18 protein-coding genes are annotated in these 20,636 nt (G+C 59.0%); 9 read left to right on the forward strand and 9 right to left on the reverse strand.

Features of this window, described 5'->3' with window-relative positions:
- The first annotated feature begins 628 nt into the window (after positions 1 to 628).
- Positions 629 to 2,908 (forward strand): PAS domain S-box protein, encoded by a 2,280-nt coding sequence (locus LDN12_RS16900; RefSeq protein WP_223923817.1) that lies wholly within the window; start codon positions 629 to 631, stop codon positions 2,906 to 2,908.
- 70 nt (positions 2,909 to 2,978) lie between these two features.
- On the opposite strand, the gene LDN12_RS16905 is transcribed toward LDN12_RS16900, so the two are convergent.
- Both LDN12_RS16905 and LDN12_RS16910 read right to left on the reverse strand, forming a co-directional pair.
- Positions 2,979 to 3,857, reverse strand: coding sequence for a GGDEF domain-containing protein (locus LDN12_RS16905; RefSeq protein WP_223923818.1), 879 nt, complete (start codon positions 3,855 to 3,857; stop codon positions 2,979 to 2,981).
- Complete coding sequence (locus LDN12_RS16910; RefSeq protein ID WP_223923819.1) at positions 3,827 to 4,348, reverse strand: V4R domain-containing protein; 522 nt, start codon at positions 4,346 to 4,348, stop codon at positions 3,827 to 3,829. The genes LDN12_RS16905 and LDN12_RS16910 overlap by 31 nt, the downstream gene beginning before the upstream one ends.
- Positions 4,349 to 4,925: 577 nt before the next feature.
- On the opposite strand from LDN12_RS16910, the gene LDN12_RS16915 reads away from it, so the two are divergent.
- The 8 genes from LDN12_RS16915 (at position 4,926) to LDN12_RS16950 (ending at position 13,794) form a co-directional block, all read left to right on the forward strand.
- Positions 4,926 to 6,293, forward strand: coding sequence for a multiheme c-type cytochrome (locus tag LDN12_RS16915; protein ID WP_238482116.1), 1,368 nt, complete (start codon positions 4,926 to 4,928; stop codon positions 6,291 to 6,293).
- Between the two features lie 207 nt (positions 6,294 to 6,500).
- Entirely contained in the window at positions 6,501 to 7,103 is a 603-nt protein-coding gene (locus LDN12_RS16920) for a TetR/AcrR family transcriptional regulator (RefSeq protein ID WP_223923820.1), read from the forward strand.
- A 37-nt stretch (positions 7,104 to 7,140) separates the two neighbouring features.
- On the forward strand, positions 7,141 to 7,959 hold the full coding sequence (locus tag LDN12_RS16925) for an OmpA family protein (protein ID WP_223923821.1): 819 nt from the start codon (positions 7,141 to 7,143) through the stop codon (positions 7,957 to 7,959).
- A 402-nt stretch (positions 7,960 to 8,361) separates the two neighbouring features.
- On the forward strand, positions 8,362 to 9,042 hold the full coding sequence (locus tag LDN12_RS16930) for a B12-binding domain-containing protein (protein ID WP_223923822.1): 681 nt from the start codon (positions 8,362 to 8,364) through the stop codon (positions 9,040 to 9,042).
- Entirely contained in the window at positions 9,039 to 10,082 is a 1,044-nt protein-coding gene (locus LDN12_RS16935; RefSeq protein ID WP_223923823.1) for a uroporphyrinogen decarboxylase family protein, read from the forward strand. Before LDN12_RS16930 ends, LDN12_RS16935 begins: the two co-directional genes overlap by 4 nt.
- Positions 10,079 to 10,669, forward strand: coding sequence for a DUF1638 domain-containing protein (locus LDN12_RS16940; RefSeq protein ID WP_223923824.1), 591 nt, complete (start codon positions 10,079 to 10,081; stop codon positions 10,667 to 10,669). The genes LDN12_RS16935 and LDN12_RS16940 overlap by 4 nt, the downstream gene beginning before the upstream one ends.
- Positions 10,670 to 10,730: 61 nt before the next feature.
- Positions 10,731 to 13,172 carry a PAS domain-containing sensor histidine kinase gene (locus LDN12_RS16945; protein ID WP_223923825.1) on the forward strand — a complete coding sequence of 814 codons (2,442 nt, stop codon included), beginning with the start codon at positions 10,731 to 10,733 and terminating at the stop codon, positions 13,170 to 13,172.
- Between the two features lie 277 nt (positions 13,173 to 13,449).
- Entirely contained in the window at positions 13,450 to 13,794 is a 345-nt protein-coding gene (locus tag LDN12_RS16950; protein ID WP_223923826.1) for a DUF4923 family protein, read from the forward strand.
- 497 nt (positions 13,795 to 14,291) lie between these two features.
- Here LDN12_RS16950 and LDN12_RS16955 read toward each other — a convergent pair whose 3' ends face one another.
- The 7 genes from LDN12_RS16955 to LDN12_RS16985 all read right to left on the reverse strand — a co-directional run.
- Positions 14,292 to 14,786 (reverse strand): chemotaxis protein CheW, encoded by a 495-nt coding sequence (locus tag LDN12_RS16955; RefSeq protein WP_223923827.1) that lies wholly within the window; start codon positions 14,784 to 14,786, stop codon positions 14,292 to 14,294.
- A gap of 66 nt (positions 14,787 to 14,852) precedes the next feature.
- On the reverse strand, positions 14,853 to 17,867 hold the full coding sequence (locus LDN12_RS16960) for a methyl-accepting chemotaxis protein (protein WP_223923828.1): 3,015 nt from the start codon (positions 17,865 to 17,867) through the stop codon (positions 14,853 to 14,855).
- An 83-nt stretch (positions 17,868 to 17,950) separates the two neighbouring features.
- Complete coding sequence (locus LDN12_RS16965; protein ID WP_223923829.1) at positions 17,951 to 18,550, reverse strand: MBL fold metallo-hydrolase; 600 nt, start codon at positions 18,548 to 18,550, stop codon at positions 17,951 to 17,953.
- A 5-nt stretch (positions 18,551 to 18,555) separates the two neighbouring features.
- Positions 18,556 to 19,164, reverse strand: coding sequence for a protein-glutamate O-methyltransferase CheR (locus tag LDN12_RS16970; RefSeq protein ID WP_223923830.1), 609 nt, complete (start codon positions 19,162 to 19,164; stop codon positions 18,556 to 18,558).
- Positions 19,164 to 19,526 (reverse strand): lipid asymmetry maintenance protein MlaB, encoded by a 363-nt coding sequence (locus LDN12_RS16975; RefSeq protein WP_223923831.1) that lies wholly within the window; start codon positions 19,524 to 19,526, stop codon positions 19,164 to 19,166. The genes LDN12_RS16970 and LDN12_RS16975 overlap by 1 nt, the downstream gene beginning before the upstream one ends.
- Positions 19,527 to 19,935: 409 nt before the next feature.
- Positions 19,936 to 20,430 (reverse strand): chemotaxis protein CheW, encoded by a 495-nt coding sequence (locus tag LDN12_RS16980; RefSeq protein ID WP_223923832.1) that lies wholly within the window; start codon positions 20,428 to 20,430, stop codon positions 19,936 to 19,938.
- Positions 20,431 to 20,450: 20 nt separating this feature from the next.
- On the reverse strand, positions 20,451 to 20,636 hold a 186-nt coding region (locus LDN12_RS16985; RefSeq protein WP_223923833.1), incomplete at its 5' end, for a hypothetical protein.

Consider the following 20,636-nt stretch of genomic DNA (forward strand, 5'->3'; position numbering starts at 1 on the left):
GGGGTGGTCCGGGCGCCTCGTTACGCACGGTTGCATTGCAGATTAATTATAGTTCATTATTCGATATTTACCAGCGGTGAGGCTCGAACGCATAACGATCCCGTTTTCCGCGCCCCCCAGAGCGCCCACGCCAGGCCGAAAGCCTGGCTTTTTTGCGTCCGGCGCCGTGTGTCGCCTTCGCGAGGGTGCATCTTTCCGGAATCCGTGTCGCAAGCGAGACATGTTTGCATCGAAATGAAACAGCTGCGGGAGGTTTGCCGTTCGATTCCCGTTTTTTTATGCGAAAACGGCGGGATGGGAAAAAAATAAGGAATGTTAATTTTTTTAACACTCCGGAATTGCATTGAAAAGCGCTTCTGTGCGGTGGAAGAGGGTGGGAGGGGGCGTGTTGTGGTGCTCATCATGTTTGTAAAAGACTAAAATTAAAGGTAAAGTGATGGCGTTTCCCGTCCCCGGAGTTCCGTTTTTTTAAAAAAACGATTGAAGGGGGCAAACAATTGCGGGCGGCGCCCGGAACAGGAATAAGGGTGAGTCGCCCCCTGCGGGGCGCCCCGGGCAGCCACCTTGCTCACGGTGCGGATCGGCACGGTTTGCCAGTACTCGGACACATAATGCAAAGAGAGCCGACATGGAGCCTATTTTAAACGAGGAGCAGATGAGGCAGGTCCTGCGGGCTTCCAGCGACGGCTCGTATGACTGGGACCTCCGGACTGGCGAGGTTTCCTACTCTCCCGAGTGGAAGGCCATGCTCGGCTATGGCGGCGAGGAGTTGGAAAATCGCATAGGCACACTGCATCGCCTGCTGCACCCGGACGACCATGACGCCGCATTACGACAGGCGCAGGACTACATTAACGGCATAGCGGGGCAGTATAAGGCCGTTCTCAGGCTGAAACACAAGCGTGGCCATTATGTCGCCGTTCTTGCCCGTGCGGCTCTGTTGCGCGACGCAACGGGCACGGCGGTCCGCTTTGTGGGAACGGATAGCGACCTTACGGGGGCAGACGGCTCGGCCTCTCCCCTGAATCGAAAAGACCATTTCATCAAGGCGCTTCTGGGCAATTTCCCCTTTGCCGCCTGGATGAAGGACAAGGAAGGCCGCTACCAGGTGGCTAATGCCAAAATGGCGGAGTATCTCGGCCTCGCCTCTCCCGATCAACTCATCGGCAAGACGATCCACGATTTCTTCCGGCCGGAGGTTTCGGACCTTATCTGGGCCGAAGTTCAGGAAGTGCTGAGCAGCGGCGCTACCCTGCATGTCGAAAAGGAATTCGCCGTAGCATCCGGGCACCGCTGGTTCGATATTTACCAGTCGCCGATCACTATCGATGGAGCATTGGCGGGCGTCGTCGGGTGTGCCTGGGACATCACGGGACGAAAGGTAATCGAACAGTCTCTGGCGGAGAGCGAGGAGCGCTATCGGCGGGTCGTCGAGGTCTCCCCTGAGGCCATCTTCGTCCATAGCGACGGGCACTTTGTCTTTATGAATATGGCGGCCGCAACCCTCCTCGGCGCAGAGAAGCCGGAGGATCTTTATGGCCGGCGTGCGCTGGATTTCGTGCATCCGGGGCAGCAAAGCATGGTTGCGCAGCGCATTGAGAACGCCTGGCTCCACGGCGACAACCCGCTGATCGAGGAGGATCTGGTTCGGCTGGACGGCTCGACGGTGCCGGTTGAGATGGTCTCCGTTTATTTGAACTATAAGGGAAAAGATTCCGTTTTGGCCATTGCCCGCGACATCAGCGAAAGAAGGAAGATGCAGGAAGAGCTGGTCAAGGCGCAGAAGTTCGAATCCCTCGGGGTGCTGGCAGGCGGTATTGCCCACGATTTCAACAATATCCTCATGGCCATCATCGGCAATGCCGATCTGGCGATGATGCGCCTCCACAAGGAGTCCCCCGTTATTGAAAACCTGCGCAAGATCGAACAGGCGGCGGCCCAGGCCGCCGACCTTGCCAAGCAGATGCTGGCCTATTCGGGCCGGGGCAGGTTCGTCATAGAGCCGATCGATCTGAATTTCTTGCTGCAGGAGATGCTGCACATGCTGGAGGTCTCCATCTCCAAGAAGGCGCTGCTGCGCCTTAACCTCACTCCCAACCTCCCCGCCGTGGAAGTCGATGCTACACAATTGCGGCAGGTTGTCATGAACCTGGTGTTGAACGCCTCGGAAGCCATCGGGGAGAAGAGCGGCGTCATCGCCATCACGACCGGCTACATGGACTGCGACAAAAGCTACCTGAGGGATGTTTGGCTGATCGAGAACATTAGCGAAGGGAGTTATGTCTACCTTGAGGTCGCCGATTCCGGCTGCGGCATGAGCAAGGAGACGATGAAGAAGGTCTTCGAGCCGTTTTTTACCACGAAGTTTACCGGCAGGGGCCTTGGCATGGCCGCGGTGATGGGCATTATCCGCGGGCATATGGGGGCGATAAAGGTCTACAGCGAACCGGGCAAAGGGTCGGCTTTCAAAATATTATTGCCGGCAACGGGCAAACCGGCCGAACTATTCAACCATGTTGACCCCACGGATGACTGGAAGGGCAGCGGAACGGTGCTGTTGGTCGATGATGAGGAAACCGTGCGGGGTATCGGCAAAGAAATGCTGCAGGAACTGGGTTTTGAAGCGATAACCGCCGACAACGGCAGGGAAGCGCTGGAAACCTTCAAGAATAATCCCGGCATCGGTCTGGTGATCCTGGACCTGACCATGCCGCACATGGACGGTGAGCAGTGTTTCCGGGAGCTCAAGCAGATCCGGCCCGACATTAAATTGATCATGTCCAGCGGCTATAACGAGCAGGAGGTTACTCAAAAGTTTGTCGGCAAAGGGTTGGCGGGCTTCATTCAGAAGCCGTACAAGCTCTCTACCCTGAAGGCGGCCATAATGGCAATCGATTCGACAAAGTGAACACCCGGCGGAAGGTTGTGCAGGCTGAAAACCGGGGGGGCAATGGCGAGCATCCCGGAAGCCCCTTGTCTTACAACCCCGTTGCCCCATCCTGAAGGCTTTTCTGCCGTCTTTTATCTTCGTACATCTTTTTATCGGCGAGCCTGAACGCATTCTGAAGGTCATCGGGAGTTGCCGCCTCGGCGACGCCGATAGCCAACGAAAGCGGTATGCTGTTTTCCTCCTGCTGTTCGACGATCTGCCGGCGAATCCTCTCAACCGAGGCCAGGGCTACCGGTTCGGAGGATTTCGGCATGATGACGGCAAACTCGTCGCCACCGATGCGTGCAACCACATCCTCACCCCGGAACGTACTGCGCAGTACCTTGGCAGCCTGCCTGAGCAGCTTGTCGCCCGCCCCATGCCCCTGAACATCGTTTGCCTGTTTGAGACCGTTCACGTCCGCAACGATGATGCTGACCGGATAGCCTCTCCCCTTGACGATCCGGTCCATCTCCGTATCGAAATAGGCCCGGTTGTGGAGGCCGGTCAGGCCGTCGTGGGTACTCATGTGAAGGAGTTCGTTCCGCGCGTGTTCGAGGCTTTCGGCCATGGAGTTGAACGAAGAGGAAAACTCCCCGAGAAAATCGATGCGCATGGCAAGGTCGCCCTGGGCAATCTGCCTGGTCTGCCAGGTCAGGTGTTTCAGATTGGCCTGGAGGTTTTTGAGGCTGCCGGCGAAACGGCCTTTCAGGGCCACGTGGTTATGGGAGAAATCGCCGCCGGAGATGTCCATGGCGAAGCGGTAGCACTCGTCCAGATAGGCGGCAAGCATCTTCAGCTCTTCGGCATAGTCGCAATCATCGGGGATCTGCGGGGGAATCCGTCCTGCGGCAAAATCAGCCAGAATCTCGCTGGTACGTGTATCCATAAATTCCGTTACGGCTCGGCTTGGGCTGTGAAGCGGCATGTGCGGTCTCCGGTGCACCAGCAGTCGACTTCTTTTACCTTGAATCGTTTGCCGGTGAAGCTTTCCAGGAGGGCGGCAATAAAGCCCTCGTCATAGGTGCAGATCTCATAATCCTTTTCCGGCAGGCCCGAGCAATCCAGGTCTTCCGACACGGTGATGACGAAGTACCCTTTTTCCAGGTCGGTTTCCTCAATGCGCAGGATTCCGATCCGGAGTTCCATGAGAAGCATTTGAAGCTTGCCGAGAAACTCGTTCAGGTTGTGCGCCGGTTCGATGAGGTTGGTATAGAAGTGCCGTCCCGCCAGGTATCCCGCCTCATAAAAAATCCGGTCCGCCTCCCCGGTCCCATGCGCTTTTTCAATGACATCGCGAAAACAGAACTGCATCAGGCGGTAGACTTCCAGGCGGGTGTTGGGCCCCAGGTTGGGCCGTCCCAACTTGAGGTCGCCAAGCAGGTCCCATGAAAACTCATATTTATACGCCGTATCCATATCGCCCCTTTCATGAGGTTGACGTTATGAGAGACAAACACAAAGGTCGGGGAGGGGAGCCGCGTGAAGTCGATTGAGACTTATATCGGTAGATTTAAAGAGTAGTTTAATTTTAATATATTAATACAATTAACGCAAACTGTAAAAAAAGGGAGAAAAATAGCGTGTTTTTGTAATGGATTATGGTGATCGCCGGGCGGCGGTTCTCGCTCGCTTCCCTGCGGGCTCCATTCCGGGGTATGGCGGTAACGGCTTCGGGAGGGGCGTTTCACACATTGGCTGAGTCTTGATTGACGTTATGGTCCTCGCAACCTCCCTTGACCCGTGCCCCCATCGAAATCCGAGGTATAATTATCAAAAGCACGGTTTTTGATCTACGTCAAATTATAAAAACGCATTCCCTGATATCAACGTACCCATCCTCCGAACTGACTTCCGTGAGGCCTGCCGGGCTGACAGGCTGCAAAGAACAGCCCCTTTTTCGCCTGCGTCTCAGTGCCAAAGGGTTTTACCCGTACCGTCCCGGTTTACGGATTTCCGCGCGTGCAGTAGATGTCCCCATGAAAGGAGCACAGGTATGAAGCAGGGTAAGCGTAACATTTGGATGGTGGTGCCGACGTTCATCGGAGTGGCGGTTCTGGCCTTTACCCCGTGCAGCGAGGCCGCCAAGGCAAAGGGGAAGGAGCCGAAACCGAAGATCTCCAAAGAGGCCCAGGCATGTATCTCGTGCCACGAAGCCCAATCCCCGGCCTTTGTCAAGGATTGGAAGACCAGCAAGCATGCGGAGAAAGGGGTCGATTGCTTTTCCTGCCACCGCGCGGAAACCACCGACGCCGACGCCATGAAGCACTACGGCTACACGATCGCCGTCCTGGTGACGCCGAAGGATTGCGGCAAGTGCCACGCGAAGGAAGAAAAGGAGATGACCAACAGCCACCACGCCAAGGCGGGCGATATCCTGAACTCGCTCGACAACTATCTCGGTGAGGTGGTGGGCGGTCCCGAGGCGGTTGCGGTCGGCTGCCTCCAGTGCCACGGCGCCAAGGTCAAGGTGTTGGCCAACGGCAAGCTCGACACCAACAGCTGGCCCAATACCGGCATCGGCAGGATCAACCCCGACGGTTCGCGGGGATCGTGCTCCGCCTGCCATACCCGGCACAGCTTCTCCAAAGCCCAGGTCCGCCAGCCCGAAACCTGCAACAAATGCCATCTCGGCCCGGATCATCCCCAGAAAGAGGTGTACGAGGAGTCCAAACACGGCATCCTCTATGCCGTGAACAAGGACAAGCTCAATCTCGACAAGGATTCGTGGGTGGTGGGCAAGGATTATACCGCGGCCCCGACCTGCGCCACCTGCCACATGAGCGCCACCCCCAACCAGCCGGTAACCCATGACGTCGGTGCGCGCATCAGTTGGAACCTGCGCCCGCCCGTCTCGAAAAAACTGGAGAATTTCGACAAGCGCCGGGACGCCATGAAGGACGTGTGCGGCAACTGCCATTCCTCGCCGTTCATCGACGGGCACTACAAGCAGTTCGACAATCTGGTGGATCTCTACGACAGCAAGTTTGCCAAGCCCGCCACCGCCATCAGGAAAGAGCTCATGGACAAGGGCAAGCTCACCAAGGCCGATTTCGACGATAAACTCGACTGGATCTATTGGGAGCTGTGGCACCACGAAGGGAGACGCGCCCGTCACGGCGCCGCCATGTCCGGCCCCGATTACGCCTGGTGGCACGGCATCTACGACGTGTCGAAGAACTTCTACAGCGAGTTCCTGCCCGAGGTGAAGAACGTCGCCGGACCGGAGCTGTACAACCAGCTCGTGGACAAGTATCTGTCCCATGACGTCAGACACGAGTGGTACATAAAAGGGATGAGCAAGGATCAGTTGGACAAGATCAAGAAGTACTACCAGGAGCGTTACGGCGAGAAGATGCAGTAACCGGCGATAGCGGGGAGCCCTGGACTTCCCGCCCCGGATGGCGGTTCGAGAGCCCGGATTGCAGCGCAGTCCGGGCTCTGTCCGTTCGGGCGGCGCGGGGATAGGGGCGTGGCCGCGAACCGGTATTTTTCCGTCTCCGTACCGGCGATACCGGGAATACTTCATGGAAAATAAGGTGTTGACCATACAGACGACCGGTCATATAATATGACCGTGACCAAGCCGAATAAAATCGAAATAACCCGCAACCACCTGCTTGAGGTGGGCCTTGCCCTGTTTTCCCAGCGCGGTTTCCACGGAACGGGCATCAAGGAGATCGTCGATCAGGCGAACGTGCCGAAAGGCTCCTTCTATACCTACTTCAAAAGCAAGGAAGAGTTCGGGGTCGAAATCATCAAGGGTCATTCCATCGACTTTTGGAAAAAATGGCACGAGTGTTTCGACGACACTGCCCCCGACCCTCTTGAGGCGCTCAGGAACTGCTTTATCACCCTGCTGGAAAAGCACGAGGTCTTGTCCGTCAAAACGTTTTGCGCCGTTGCCCTCATAGCCGCCGAAATCTGTGAAACCAGCGATTTGTGCCGTAATGCCACTTCGGCGATCATTAACGACATGCGTACCAATATTGCCGTCCAAATCGACAAGGCCCAGCAAAAGGGATACGCCAGAACCGATGTCGATCCCCAGGACGCGGCCCTGTTCTTCTGGGACGCCTGGCAGGGCAGCATCGTCCGCATGAAGATCGAAAACGACGCCGCGGCCGTGACAAATTGTCTCGCGCTTTTTTTCGACAGGCTTCTGAGGGCCTGAATTTTTTTTGGGCTATCTTATAGACGACTGGTCATTTATGGCACTGAAACGAGAACCGGAAAAGCATCCCAACCACGAACGATGGCTTGTATCCTACGGCGACCTTTTGACATTGCTGTTTGCGGTGTTCGTCGTCATGTATGCCATGTCCGTATCGGACAAGAAGAAGGTCGAAGAGGTCATGCAGTCGATGCAAAGCGCCTTCGGCATGGCGCAGACCGGCGCGCCGTCGCCCAAGATCAATGTGATCACCTCAAGCGCCCTTACCCCCATACCGGATATCAAACCGAGACTGGCGACGAACCCGGCGGACAGGAACCGCGCGAGAACGATAGTGCCCCGGACCGTGGCGACCGATACGGATTTCAGGCAGATCAAGTCGTCCATCGAGGCCTACCTCACCAAGGAAGGCATGCGGGAGAAGGTCAACGTCGGCATAACGAAGCGGGGCTTGGTGATAAGCCTCAAGGAAGCGGGCTTTTTCGATTCCGGCAGCGCAGCGGTGAAACCGCAGTCGCAGGCTATTATCTCGACCATTGCGGAATCATTGAAAAACTACGATAACGACGTGCGGGTGGAGGGGCACACGGACAACGTGCCGATCAGCACGGCACAGTTCCGCTCGAACTGGGAGCTGTCGACCGGCCGCGCGAACAACATCATGCACTTGCTCACGGAGAGTTTCGGCTTGCCGCCCGAAAAGATTTCAACCGTCGGTTATGGCGAATACCGCCCTGTAGACACCAACGATACGCAGGAGGGGCGCGCCAGAAACAGGCGGGTCGACATTGTCCTGTTGAATTCCGAGGCGGGGAAGTGGGAGGCGCAGCCGCCGGGACATGACGCGGCCCGGTAGGTCCGGCGCATGAGCCCGTTTTACCCTGCCCCGAAAAATTCGCCGCGCCGTTGAAACCCACCCTGGTCTGTTACTCCGCAAAGCTCCCGGAAGAGAGTCCGTCTCCCCTCGCCGGAACCGCAACTCACGCCTTCCACTCACAGGAAAAGGGCTTTTTGGCCTTTTACCCCGCTGCCGTCCGTATCCCCCCAGCCACATCTCCGCCGGCCGGATTCGCCGCTCGCGCGCACGGCGCATCCGCCGTTTGCCCAAGGGTGATCCATCATTGGCAAAAATACATTTAATTTAACCAAGGTTAATGTTATATAGAAACGGCCTCATCTCGCCCCGGTCGTATCACTTCATCCAGCAGCATGAAATCGCTCCACCACGGGCAGGCATGCCCGGACAGGAGAATCGGTCATGGCTGACAGTATGGAACAACGCACCCTGAATGCCTATCTGCAAGCCCTCTTCGATACCGATAAAGCCGCGGCGCTGAAGGTCATACAGGAATCCCTGGATGACGGCATGGCGCCCGAGAAGGTGATCTTCGACATTGTCGTCCCCGGCATGGAGCGGATGATCGGGGGGATGATTTCCACCGACAACCTGATAACCCTGTCACAGCACTTCCTGGCATCGCAGATAGCCGAGGAGGTGACCGACCGTTTGATCCCGCTGTTCGCATCGGCCCCCGAAGTGCAGGGGCACGTCGTCATCGGCACCAGTCACGGCGACTTCCACGGCCTGGGTAAAAAGATCGTGAGCGGCTGCCTGAAGGCCAGGATGTTCCAGGTTACGGACCTGGGCATCAATGTCGCCCCCGAGCGCTTCGTCGAAGCCGCGCTTTCCGCCAATGCCCAGGTCATCGGCATCTCCTCCATGATGATCCATACCGCCACCGGCGAGCGCGGCCCCAAGCGGGTGCGGCAACTGCTGAACGAACAGGGGTTGGAGCACAAGATGCGGATCATCGTGGGCGGCGCCCCCTATCGCTTCCACGACAACCTGTTCCGCGAGGTCGGGGCCGACGCCTGGGCCGATACCGCCGCCGAGGCGCCTGCCGTGGTAGCCCGTCTGGTGAAGGAGTTGCGGTCGTGACCACGGGCCTGGACCGCTTCGGAGCGCTACTTACCGGCGCAACACCCGACCGGGTGCCGATCGTCTGCAACCTCCTCGACCAGGGGGCCGGCGAGCTGGGCGTTTCCCTGAAGCACTACTACTCCAGCGGCGACCTGGTGGCCGAGGGGCAGGTGCGCCTTCGCGAGAAATACGGCTACGATACCCTGCTGGGGATGTTTTATTCCGCCCTGGAGGCGGAGGTGCTCGGTTGCCGGAACATCGTCTATGCCGACGACGGCCCGCCCAACGTCGGCCATCTGGCCATCGGCCGCCCCGAGGACATCGGGAAGCTGCACGTCCCGGACGATCTGAACGATCATCCCCGCTTCCGGCAACTGACACACTGCATCCGTATGCTGAAACAGGAGTCGCAGGGGCGCTGGCCGGTGCTCGGCGTGGTGACGGCTTCGTTCAGCCTGCCGTCCATGCTCATGGGCATCGGGCAGTGGATGGACCTGTTTCTGAACGGCGACATACAGCTTCGCGACCGGCTGCTGGAGCTGTGCTCGCAGTTTTGTTCCCGGCAGATCACGGCATTGCGCGAGGCGGGCGCCGACCTGATCGTGTACGTCGACCCGGTGGCTTCCGCCACCTTCATCACCCCCGCGAAATTCCGGGAACTGGCGCTCCCCTGGGTGATCAGGGATCTGGAAGACCCCGGCCCGGCGGGGGTCGTCTTCTTCAACGGCGGCGGCAAGATCAACCCGATCCTCGCCGACCTGAAGGAACATACCGGCATCGGCGCCTATTACCTCAATCCCTACGACGACATCGCCGAGGCCAGGAACATCCTGGGCCCCCAGGCGCTGATCGCCGCCGCCATCAACGATATCAGGCTGATCGACTGGTCGCCGCAGGAGATCGACCGGGAGGTGGAGGGCATCATGCAGGCCGGCAAGCGGGCCGGCGGTTTTGCCTTCGGCACCCTGTTGATGCCGTTCAGGATCCCGGAACCGAACATCCGGGCGCTGGTGGATGCCGCCATCAAACACGGCTCCTATGGGGACGGCCTGCCGTGACGGCGCCTCGCAACATCATCGGATGCGGCATCCTGAAAAGGGAGATCCGCTTTCTTGCCGAAAAAAACGGCTGGCGTCTGGAGACCGCATTCCTGCCGTCGGGTTTGCACGTCGACTTCGACCGGCTTGAGAGCGGTCTCGAAAGGTGTCTGAGCCTGCATGCCGCGGAGCCGTCGATCGTCTTTTACGGCGCCTGCCACCCGCGCATGGATCAAATCCTGGAAACTGCCCGCGTCGCCAGAACGCCCGGCCAGAATTGCGTCGAAATCTATCTCGGCCACGACATGTTCTGTCGCGAGCTGGAGCAGGGGGCCTTCTTCCTGTTCGAGGACTGGGCGCTCCACTGGCGGGAAATAGTCGGCGGCGTCATGCCCGGCGACCCGGAGATCATGCGCTCCATCTTCCGCACGGCCCACACGTACCTGCTGGCGATCCGCACCCCCTGTTCGGGGGATTTCAGCGCCGAGGCGGAAGCCGTCAGCGCCATGACCTCCCTGGAGCTGCGCTGGGTCGACGTGGGGCTCGAACATCTTGAAGCAATCCTTGCGGCAACCCTCGTGCCCCGCGCGGTTGATTCAAACCCGTAATGCGAATTACCTCCCGCGACTCACCGCACGGGACCCGAGACCACACAAAGGCAGGCATTTCATGAACAAAGAGGAACAGGCGACCGTCACGGCGACAGCGGAGTTGGACCACCGGCTGGTCGAACTTGCCCGGCAAAAGTCACGGCTTGAGTTGATCAACAATCTGCTGGTCGGTCTCAGCAAGGTGGCGGGCCTGGACAACACGGTGGGGCGTATCCTCGATATTCTGATGCAGACCATCGGAGCGGCGAACATCTCCATCTTCTACCATCTTGACGGTCTTTGGCAGATGAGGGACGTGTACGGAGCCAGCCGGGAGTTCGCGGAACTCCCGGATCCCGATGTCGCCGCCGTACTGGCCGGCGGCAAGCCTCGGCAGTCCGGCAATCCCGACGGGCAGGTGTCTTACCCCGGGGAAACCTGTGCCGTTACGCTTGAAAACTGGATCTTCCCCCTCGTGTCCCGCCAACGGAACATCGGCGCCATCCGCATGGAGGGGATGCAACTCACCAACCCGAGCATCTACGAAGATTTACAGCCTTTCTTCGTCTATGCCGGGGTGATGCTGGACAACGAGATCGCCAACTATTCCCAGCTGTCCGAAGCCCACCGTTTGCTGCAGGAATCGGAAACCCTGTACCGCACCCTGTTCAATCAGTCTCCGGACGGGATCGTGCTCTGGGGGGTCCCGGCCTTCCGTCCGCTGGAGTTCAACACGGCGGCCCACGCGTTGCTCGGTTATTCCCGCGAGGAGTATGCGGCCCTCGCCCTCTCCGACTTTGAAGCCACCAAAAACGCGGCGGGCCAGGCCGAGGTGATGGAGGTGCTGCGCCGGGAGGGAACGATCAGTTTTGAGACCGCCCACCGCACGAAAACGGGCGACATCCGCCCCATGCTCGTATCCCTGCAACTCTTAGAACTGAGCGGCCGCCAGATGGTCCTGGCGATCCACCGCGATATCAGCGAGTTGAAGGAGAAAAGCCGCACCCTGGAGTTGTACCGCCACGCCCTGGACAATGCCCGCGATTCGATTTTCCTCGTGGGGAAGGACGCCCGTTTCCTCTATGTCAACAAGGCGGCCTGCGAAACCCTCGGATACACGCGGGACGAGTTTCTGGCCATGCATGTATTCGACATCGATCCGGACTTTCCCCCCGAAATATGGGCCAAACATTGGGAGGAGATCAAGGCGCACGACGCGCTCCGTATCGAAACCAGTCAAAGGGCCAAGGACGGCCGTTTGATCCCGGTGGAGATCGGGATCAAGTTGTTCTGGTTTGAAGGTGTCGAGTATAGCCTGTCCGCAGCCCGCGACCTGACGGAGCGGCTACGGTTCGAAGCGGAGCGGCTTCATCTTGAACAGCAACTGCTTCACGCCCAGAAACTGGAGAGCCTGGGGGTTCTGGCGGGCGGCATTGCCCACGACTTCAATAATATCCTCATGGCGATCCTCGGCAACGCCGATCTGGCCTTGATGCGCATCAACAAGGAATCGCCCGCCGTGGACAACCTGCACAGGATCGAGGAGGCGGCGGCCCGGGCGGCGGACCTGGCCAAGCAGATGCTTGCCTATTCGGGCAAAGGCAAGTTCGTGGTCGAGCATATCCACCTGAACCGGCTGCTGGAGGATATGCTCCATATGCTGGAGGTTTCCATATCCAAGAAGGCGGTACTGCGGCTCAACCTGAACCCTTCCCTGCCCACGGTGGAGGCCGACGCCACCCAGATGCGCCAGATCATCATGAACCTGGTGATCAACGCCTCGGAGGCGATCGGGGACAAGAGCGGCGTCATCGCCATAACGACCGGCTGCATGGATTGCGACAAGGGCTACCTGAAGGACGTCTGGCTGGACGAGAACATCACCGCGGGACTGTACGTCTACCTGGAGATCGCGGACACCGGCTGCGGCATGAGCAAGGATACCCTGGCCAAGATCTTCGACCCCTTCTATACCACCAAGTTTACCGGCAGGGGACTGGGCATGGCGGCGGTCATGGGCATCGTGAGAAGCCATAAAGGGGCGATCAAGGTCTACAGCGAATTGGACAAAGGCACGTCCTTCAAGATCCTTCTGCCGGCCAGCGGCAAACCGGCCGAACTGTTCAACCATGAGGGCAGCCATTCGACGGACCAGTGGAGAGGAGGCGGCACGGTGCTCCTGGTGGACGATGAAGAGACCGTGCGGGGTATCGGGAAGGCAATGCTCCAGGAACTGGGGTTCGAGGTCATCACCGCCAACGACGGCCGGGAAGCCGTAGAAGCCTTTAAAGCCGCTCCCGGCATCGCCTTCGTCATCCTGGACCTCACCATGCCGCATATGGACGGCGAGCAGTGTTTCCGGGAGCTGCGGCGGCTGAATCCCGGCGTCAAGGTGATCATGTCCAGCGGTTTCAGCGAGCATGAGGTCAACCAGAAGTTTGCCGGCAAGGGGGTGGCGGGCTTTATCCAGAAACCCTACCGGCTCTCGGCGCTCAGGGAGGCGATAAAGGCGCTTTATTGACGGAGGCGGGGTCGTCTCATCCCGAGGGCTGAAAGGGAGGAGACCGGTGGCGCGATTCCTTGTCCGGGAACGGAAATTCGAGGAGAAGCTATGGCATGGCCGTTTTTCGGTAATGCTTCCGAATTGCGTTGAAAATTGTGTTTTTGTCATGTAGAAGAGGGATATGGCGTGTTCGGGGCATTCGCCAGGCCCATTACGCCGGGGCTGAAATCGGGGGGCTCATAACCCTCTGCCGTTCCCGGGATTCCTGTTTTTAACATGCGCAGAGGAGACGATTATGAAGCAAATTATGGTAATGCTGGTGATAGGGGGCTTGTTGACCCTTATGGGGTGTGCCGGCGCCGCCCAGGGCGGGACCGGTAAGAGCGCCATCGGGGAGACAAAGCTTCAGGTAACCGGTAAGTACGTAAATATAATGGCATCCACTGTTTCCATTGAACTAAAAGAGGATGGAACGTTTACCAACAGATTCGGGAAAAGATCCTCCCAGGGAAAATATGTGGTAAAGGGTAATCATGTCATCTTCACCACCGGACCGGGCAAAACGGGTCAAACCTTTGAATTCGTACTTGAAGGGGATTCCCTGATGAGCAAGGAAGGAGCCAGGTTTAAGAAAGAGTAGCGGTCGATTCGGAAAAAATCGCGTCTGAACACGAGACCGTTGCCGATGGGAAGCCTTTTTGCGCAGTACCATGGCACCCGGTAAGGGCGTTCTGCCGGTATGTATGCCGGAACCGCCCCGTGTTTTCTCCTCGAAACGCACACCGTTTCACTGCCGAAACAAGGACATGGCCGATCACATTGCGGCGAAAAAGGGCCAATCAAGGAAAGAATTCGTAAGGCGCTGTTTTCATTGCTTTGCCGGTGTTTAACCCCTAAGATGGGCACTCCTCCTTTTTGGGCCCTGCGACCATTCCTCCGGTCGTGGGGTTTTTTTGTGGGGCTGCCCGATGTTCCCGCTTCTCCTTGAGAACCATCCTGGCGTCGCCCGGTTCCCACAAGCCGCATAAGGTAAAAAAGAGAGCCGGACCTGCATGTTCATCTTTCTGAACAATGCAGGCCGGCTCCACGCATTTCCGGCCGGCCCTCCCGGGCGCCGTTACACTATACTTGCGCGCTTCAGGCCGCCTCCTGGATCGCTTCGCCCGCCAGGTCCAACTCCGCGCTGCTGAAAGTCCGGTCGATATTCAGGATCATGATGAACTGGCCGCCGTTTTTGCCCATGCCCAGGATGAACTCCGTGTTGAGTTTGGCGCCGATGTTCGGCGGCGGCTCGATCTGGTCCGGTTCCAGTTCGAACACCTCCTGCACCGAATCGGCCAGGGCGCCGATGACCACGATCTCGTCTTCGTGCAGCACCTCCACCACGATGATGCAGGTGTTCACCGTCTGCTCCGTTTCCTCCATGCCGAACTTGAGACGCATGTCCATCACCGGCACCACGCTGCCCCGCAGGTTGATCACCCCCCGCATGTAGTCCGGCGTCCGGGGGATCTTGGTGATGGTGGTCAACTCCAGGATTTCTCTCACCTTCGCCACATCGACGGCAAATACCTCCTCCGCCAGCTTGAAGGTCAGGTACTGCCTGGTTTCCGCAATCGCTGCAACCGCCATGGGAACCTCCTGTTGATTAACCGTCGGGCGAGGGGGGTCGCTTCGCCCCTCGCCCGTTCGCGGTGTCTAGTATTTTTCGAAAGCCTCGTCCAGGTTGTCGTGGTCTCCCATGTTCAGGCTCACCCCGCTAGTGGCGGATCGCTTTGCCGGTTTCGGCGCCTTGCGATAGCCGTTTGCCGGGGCGATTGCCGGCACCTGCTTTTTCTGGGGCCTGACCGCCACCGCCGAGAACTGTCCCCCCGCGGCATCGACCTTGAAGAAGTCGATGCAGCTTTGCAGTTGTTCGGCCTGGGAGGAAAGCTCCTCGGCGGTCGCCGACATCTCCTCGGCGGCGCCGGCGTTCTTCTGGATGACCTGGTCCAACTGCTGGATGGCCTTGTTGATCTGCTCGGCCCCGGCGTCCTGCTCGCGGCTGGCGGCGCCGATCTCCTGCACCAGTTCGGAGGTCTTCTGGATGTCGGGCAGGATGCGGGCCAGCATGCCGCCCGCCTTTTCGGCCACCTCCACGCTCGAAGTGGAGAGGCTGCCGATCTCGCCTGCCGCCTTCTGGCTCCGTTCCGCCAGTTTGCGCACCTCGGCGGCCACCACCGCGAAACCTTTGCCGTGCTCCCCGGCCCGGGCCGCCTCGATGGCGGCGTTCAGGGCCAACAGGTTGGTCTGGCGGGCGATCTCCTCGATGATGGAGATCTTGCCGGCGATCTCCTTCATGGCGGAAACGGTCTCGGCCACCGCCTTGCCGCCCTCCTTGGCGTCTTCGGAACTCTTGATGGCGATCTTCTCGGTCTGGGAGGCGTTGTCGGCGCTCTGGCGGATATTGGCGGTCATCTGTTCCATGCTGGAGGACGCCTCCTCGGCCGCGGCCGCCTGCTCCGTCGCCCCCTGGGACATCTCCTCGGAACTGGCGCTCATCTCGCGGCTGCCTGCCGTCACGTTGTCGGCGGCGGCCTTCACGTTGTTCACCACCTCCACCAGCTTGGCCACCATGTCGGAGAGGGCGCGCATCAATTCGTCGCTGGGCGAGCGTTCCTTCAGCTCCACCATCAGGTTGCCGGTGGCCACCTCCTTGGCCGCCGCGGTGATCCTGTTGGTGGCTTCGATGAGGATGTTCAGGTTGATCTTGATCTCGTTGAAATCGCCGTTGTAGTTGTCCGTGATCGCCGGCGGAATGTCGCCTTTCGAGATGCGGTCCACGTATTCGGCGGCCACGTTCAGCGGGCCGATAACCGCGTCCAGGCAGTCATTGACCCCGGCAACGATCTTTTGGAAGTTGCCCTGGTGTTTGGAGGCATCGGCACGGGTCGCCAGTTTGCCTTCCACGGCGGCGCGGGACAACATATTCGCATCCGTGACCAGGGCATTGACGACGGCGACGCAGGTGTTGACCGCTTCGGCTATCGTATCGAAGGTCTGTTTGGCGCCCTGGGTATCGTTATCGGCGGGTTCGGTGACAACGGAAAACTCCGTATCTCCCTTGGCAAGTTTTTCAAGGCAGCCGACCAGTTTCTGCGTCTCTTTATCCTGATACTCGGCGACCTTTGCCGAAAGCCGCATGGCTTTTTTAATCTCGGTTTGATCCGTCACCACCTCAAACGCCCCGATGATCTGCCCCGCTTCGTTCCTCAGCGGCAGCCCGGTGTATGCGATATCCAGGTCGAGTCCCGCCGACGGGTGGGCATCGGTTTCACTGCTGGCGGTCTGGCCGCCCGATATGGCACGGTGGCAGGCGCAGTTCTGGGTCTTGCAGTCCGAGGTTTTGAAGTGGTCATAGCATTTGGTGCCGATCACCTGGGCAGCCGTCTTTCCGCCGACCCTGGCACCCAGTTCGTTCATGTACCGGACGGTGAAATCGGTATCGATGATCATGGCCGGCGCCGGCATGGAGTCGAGGAGTCCCACCAGCCGGTCAATGGTGGCATTCACCCCGGTCATGATCTTCTGGAAGTCCCCCTGATGTTTGCCTGCATCGGCGCGTATGGCAAGCTGGCCTTCGACGGCGGCCCTGGAGAGCATGTTGGCATCGGTGACCAGGGCATTGACGTTGTCGATGCAGTTGTTCAGGTTGAGCTTGATCTCGTTGAAGTCGCCGTTGTAGTTGTCGGTGATCCTGGGGGGGATGTCCCCCTTGCTGATCCGGTCCACGTACTCGGCAGCCACGTTCAGCGGCCCGATCACGGCATCCAGGGTTTCATTGAACCCGGCAACGACCTTCTGGAAGTCGCCCTGGTGTTTCGAGGCGTCGGCGCGGGTCGCCAGTTTCCCGGCAGTGGCGGCATCGGACAGCATACCGGCATCCGCCACCAGGCGGTTGATCGCCTCGACCATTTTTTGCATGGCCTGTTGCAGGATGCCGGTCTCGTCCGTGGCGTTCGTGTCGAAGGCAACGTCGGTGTCTCCCACGGCGATCTTGTTGGCCGCATCCACACAGGCATTGATCGGCACCGTGATGGAGCGGGTAATGAAACGGGATACGAAATATGCGATCAAGAGGGCCGCTATGCCGAGACCGATCAGCATGTTGCGCGTTGCCTTATACACGGCGAAAGCGTCGTTGCCGACCATCTCGCTCTGCTTTTGCTGGTAATCCACCAGTTTTTGCAATGAATCCATATAGGCGGATTGTGCCGGCCGGACCTTTTCGAACAGCACGACCCTGGCCTCGGCCTTCTTGCCGGCAAGAGCCGTTTTTTCCAGGAGTTCCGTGCTCTGCCGATAGGGCTCCCTGTCCTCGTTCACCTTTTTCATCAGCGCTTTGCCGGTGTCGCTCGCAATCATCTTGTCGAGCTTGGTTATATCATCCACGGATTTTTTGCGCGCTTCCTGGATGCGGGCCTCTTCCTTGTCGATGTCCTTCTGATCGTCCAACAGGATGATATTCCTGCTTGCGCGGGCGATGACGTTAACCTGGTCCTGCAAGTCGCCGGCAAGGTTGGATTTTACGAGTTTGTCGTGGATCAGGTCGTCGATTTCGTGGTTGAGGGAACCGAGGCGAAAGAGCGACAAACCAAACATTATTACCAGCAACGCCACAATAATGCCGAATCCGAACGTCAGCCGTCCACCGATCTTCATGTTCTTCAGCATACTACCTCCTTTAGTTCGGTCGATTTTGGAAAATCGCCCGATCATAAAACCTTTCTTCGAATAGTCTCCGCCGCCTGACCGCCTTATGGTAAGTTTTCAGAGCTTTTAACGTTGCTCAATGTCTTGAAGATCATCTCCTGGCAATCGCTCGTTATGGGTTCGTCGTGGCCGGGGTAGATCTTCTGGATATCCCGGCAGGCCAGCTTGAACAGCGCCTCCACATACTCCGGGGAGTACACGTCGCCGGGCCAGCGCACCCGCACCTGGGTGTCCCCGGAAAAAAGCGCCTTTTCCGACGGTGCGTACAGGCAGATGGAATCGGAGGAATGGCCGGGGGTATGGAGCACCTCCATGATACCGTCGCCCGCCTTGACGAACTGCCCGTCGTTGAGGAGTTCGTCAACCCCCGCACCGTCGCTGAAAGCCAGCACGCGGGCGTTGTAACGGGCCTTAAGGGCCTTGACCGCCCCCGCGTGGTCGAAATGGTTGTGGGTGAGGATGACCTGTGCCACCGGGATCTTGCCGAAGCCGGTGGGGAGATGGTCTATCTCTTCGATGATGAAGCTATCGGTGCCGGGATCGATGATGGTATTGACGTCCTCGATCCGGTTCCAGTCGCCGAGGATCAGGTACGAGTTGCAACTGTAGGTGGTATCGTTATGCCGCAGGGGAATGATCTTCATGGCGGTCAGTCTCCGACCTTCTTGAACAGTTGGGCGTCCGGCACGACCTGGGTGAAGAGGTGCGCCACCTCGTGGGGCAGTTTCTGGGTGTTCTCCGTGGCCAGATATCCGCCCGGCGCCAGGGCCTGGTGGAACATCCTGAACACCTCGACCCGCTCCGGGTACTGGAAATGGAGCATGACGTTCTTGCAGACGACCAGGCAGTAATCGCCCCCCACCGGTTTCAGCGAGAGCAGATCGTGGTATTGGAAGGTCACGCGACTGCGGAGCAACTCGTTCACGCGGAGATACCCCGGCTTGTCGGCCGGTTCGAAGTATTTGGCGAGCAGTTGCTGCGGAGTCCGCTGGAGTTCGTCGGCGGGATACGTGGCGGCGGTGACGCAATCGCCGAAGTTGTTGGCGCTGTCGTAGTCGGTGGCGTCGATGCGCAGGTTCTTGAACCCGAACTGGTTCATCCGTTCGGCCAGGATCATGGCGATGGTCCAGGTCTCCTGCCCCAGGGCGCAGCCGGCATCCCAGATCTTGATCCGGCTGCGGCCGCTGGCATAGCGGATCATGTGCTCCGCGGCATGCTCCAGGGTCGGCTGATCGCGCATGAAAAAGGTGAAGGCCATCAGCTGTTGCCTCCCGACCAGATGCAACTGTGTTGGACGTCGATGGCGCAGCCCGACGTGCGCACCCGGCCCGAAGCGGCTGCGGCTTCCCGGATGGCCGGCCGGTCCTGTCCGGTTATCCTGAACCCCTTGTTGCTGAAGATCGAGCTTCTGTGGGATGAGCAGAGCAGTTGCAGGCCTGCGGCATCGATCCTCGTTACGCCGTGAAGGTCCAGGATCACGTCGTCGGTCTGCTCGAAGGCCTCCAGCAGTTGCATGAGAAGGGCGCTTACATCGGTTGCCCCGGTGGGGCCCGCTACCCTGACGACCACCGCCCCGGCTTCCTGGGGGAGCGTTTCGATCCGTACCGAAAAAACAGCCATTCCGCGAGGCCTCCTTGCGTTGAAAAAATCAAAATGCCGTTACAGGTGAGTGTAAATATTCCACGTTGTGTGCCAGGATGCCGGCTCGGGGACGGAAAAATAAAATAGTATGCAAATTCAGATAAATAGATGCAATAGCGTCACTGCGGTTATTGAAAAATAATTATTGAGATTTAATTATGGAACACTTTGTGTGTCACACACCTGTTGCAGAAATGTGCGAAGGGGGGGCACCAGGCGGTGCCGGCCGGAGGGCGGTGGTGGGGGGTTTTTGTGGGGCTGCCCGATGTTCCCGCTTCTCCTCGCGGCGTTGCCCCGCTCCGAAAAAACCAAGGGCCGGTACTGCACTGTTCCACTCCCCGAACAATGCAGCCCCGGCCCCACAGCCTTCAACGTGTCGCGGCGCGCCTCAGGCGGCCTCCTGCATCGCCTCGCCCGCCAGGTCCAGCTCCGCGCTGCTGAAAGTCCGGTCGATATTCAGGATCATGATGAACTGGCCGCCGTTCTTGCCCATGCCCAGGATGAACTCCGTGTTGAGCCCGGCGCCGATGTTCGGCGGCGGCTCGATCTGGTCCGGTTCCAGTTCGAACACCTCCTGCACCGAATCGGCCAGGGCGCCGATGACCACGATCTCGTCCTCGTGCACGACCTCCACCACGATGATGCAGGTGTTCACCGTCTGCTCCGTTTCCTCCATGCCGAACTTGAGACGCATGTCCATCACCGGCACCACGCTGCCCCGCAGGTTGATCACCCCCCGCATGTAATCCGGCGTCCGGGGGATCTTGGTGATGGTGGTCAACTCCAGGATTTCTCTCACCTTCGCCACATCGACGGCAAATACCTCCTCCGCCAGCTTGAAGGTCAGGTACTGCCTGGTTTCCGCAATCGCTGCAACCGCCATGGGAACCTCCTGTTCGGTGTCTAGTATTTTTCGAAAGCCTCGTCCAGGTTGTCGTGGTCTCCCATGTTCAGGCTCACCCCGCTAGTGGCGGATCGCTTTGCCGGTTTCGGCGCCTTGCGATAGCCGTTTGCCGGGGCGATTGCCGGCACCTGCTTTTTCTGGGGCCTGACCGCCACCGCCGAGAACTGTCCCCCCGCGGCATCGAC

The organism is Geobacter sp. AOG2 (assembly GCF_019972295.1).
In the GTDB taxonomy this organism is placed as follows: Bacteria; Desulfobacterota; Desulfuromonadia; order Geobacterales; family Pseudopelobacteraceae; genus Oryzomonas.

Coding starts and splice junctions, on each gene's coding strand:
- LDN12_RS16980 (WP_223923832.1), bottom strand. CDS start 20,430: ATGGCGGTTGCAGCGATTGCGGAAACCAGGCAGTACCTGACCTTCAAG.
- LDN12_RS16945 (WP_223923825.1), top strand. CDS start 10,731: ATGAACAAAGAGGAACAGGCGACCGTCACGGCGACAGCGGAGTTGGAC.
- LDN12_RS16930 (WP_223923822.1), top strand. CDS start 8,362: ATGGCTGACAGTATGGAACAACGCACCCTGAATGCCTATCTGCAAGCC.
- LDN12_RS16955 (WP_223923827.1), bottom strand. CDS start 14,786: ATGGCGGTTGCAGCGATTGCGGAAACCAGGCAGTACCTGACCTTCAAG.
- LDN12_RS16970 (WP_223923830.1), bottom strand. CDS start 19,164: ATGGCCTTCACCTTTTTCATGCGCGATCAGCCGACCCTGGAGCATGCC.
- LDN12_RS16905 (WP_223923818.1), bottom strand. CDS start 3,857: ATGCCGCTTCACAGCCCAAGCCGAGCCGTAACGGAATTTATGGATACA.
- LDN12_RS16915 (WP_238482116.1), top strand. CDS start 4,926: ATGAAGCAGGGTAAGCGTAACATTTGGATGGTGGTGCCGACGTTCATC.
- LDN12_RS16925 (WP_223923821.1), top strand. CDS start 7,141: ATGGCACTGAAACGAGAACCGGAAAAGCATCCCAACCACGAACGATGG.
- LDN12_RS16910 (WP_223923819.1), bottom strand. CDS start 4,348: ATGGATACGGCGTATAAATATGAGTTTTCATGGGACCTGCTTGGCGAC.
- LDN12_RS16920 (WP_223923820.1), top strand. CDS start 6,501: ATGACCGTGACCAAGCCGAATAAAATCGAAATAACCCGCAACCACCTG.
- LDN12_RS16975 (WP_223923831.1), bottom strand. CDS start 19,526: ATGGCTGTTTTTTCGGTACGGATCGAAACGCTCCCCCAGGAAGCCGGG.
- LDN12_RS16900 (WP_223923817.1), top strand. CDS start 629: ATGGAGCCTATTTTAAACGAGGAGCAGATGAGGCAGGTCCTGCGGGCT.
- LDN12_RS16965 (WP_223923829.1), bottom strand. CDS start 18,550: ATGAAGATCATTCCCCTGCGGCATAACGATACCACCTACAGTTGCAAC.
- LDN12_RS16950 (WP_223923826.1), top strand. CDS start 13,450: ATGAAGCAAATTATGGTAATGCTGGTGATAGGGGGCTTGTTGACCCTT.
- LDN12_RS16960 (WP_223923828.1), bottom strand. CDS start 17,867: ATGCTGAAGAACATGAAGATCGGTGGACGGCTGACGTTCGGATTCGGC.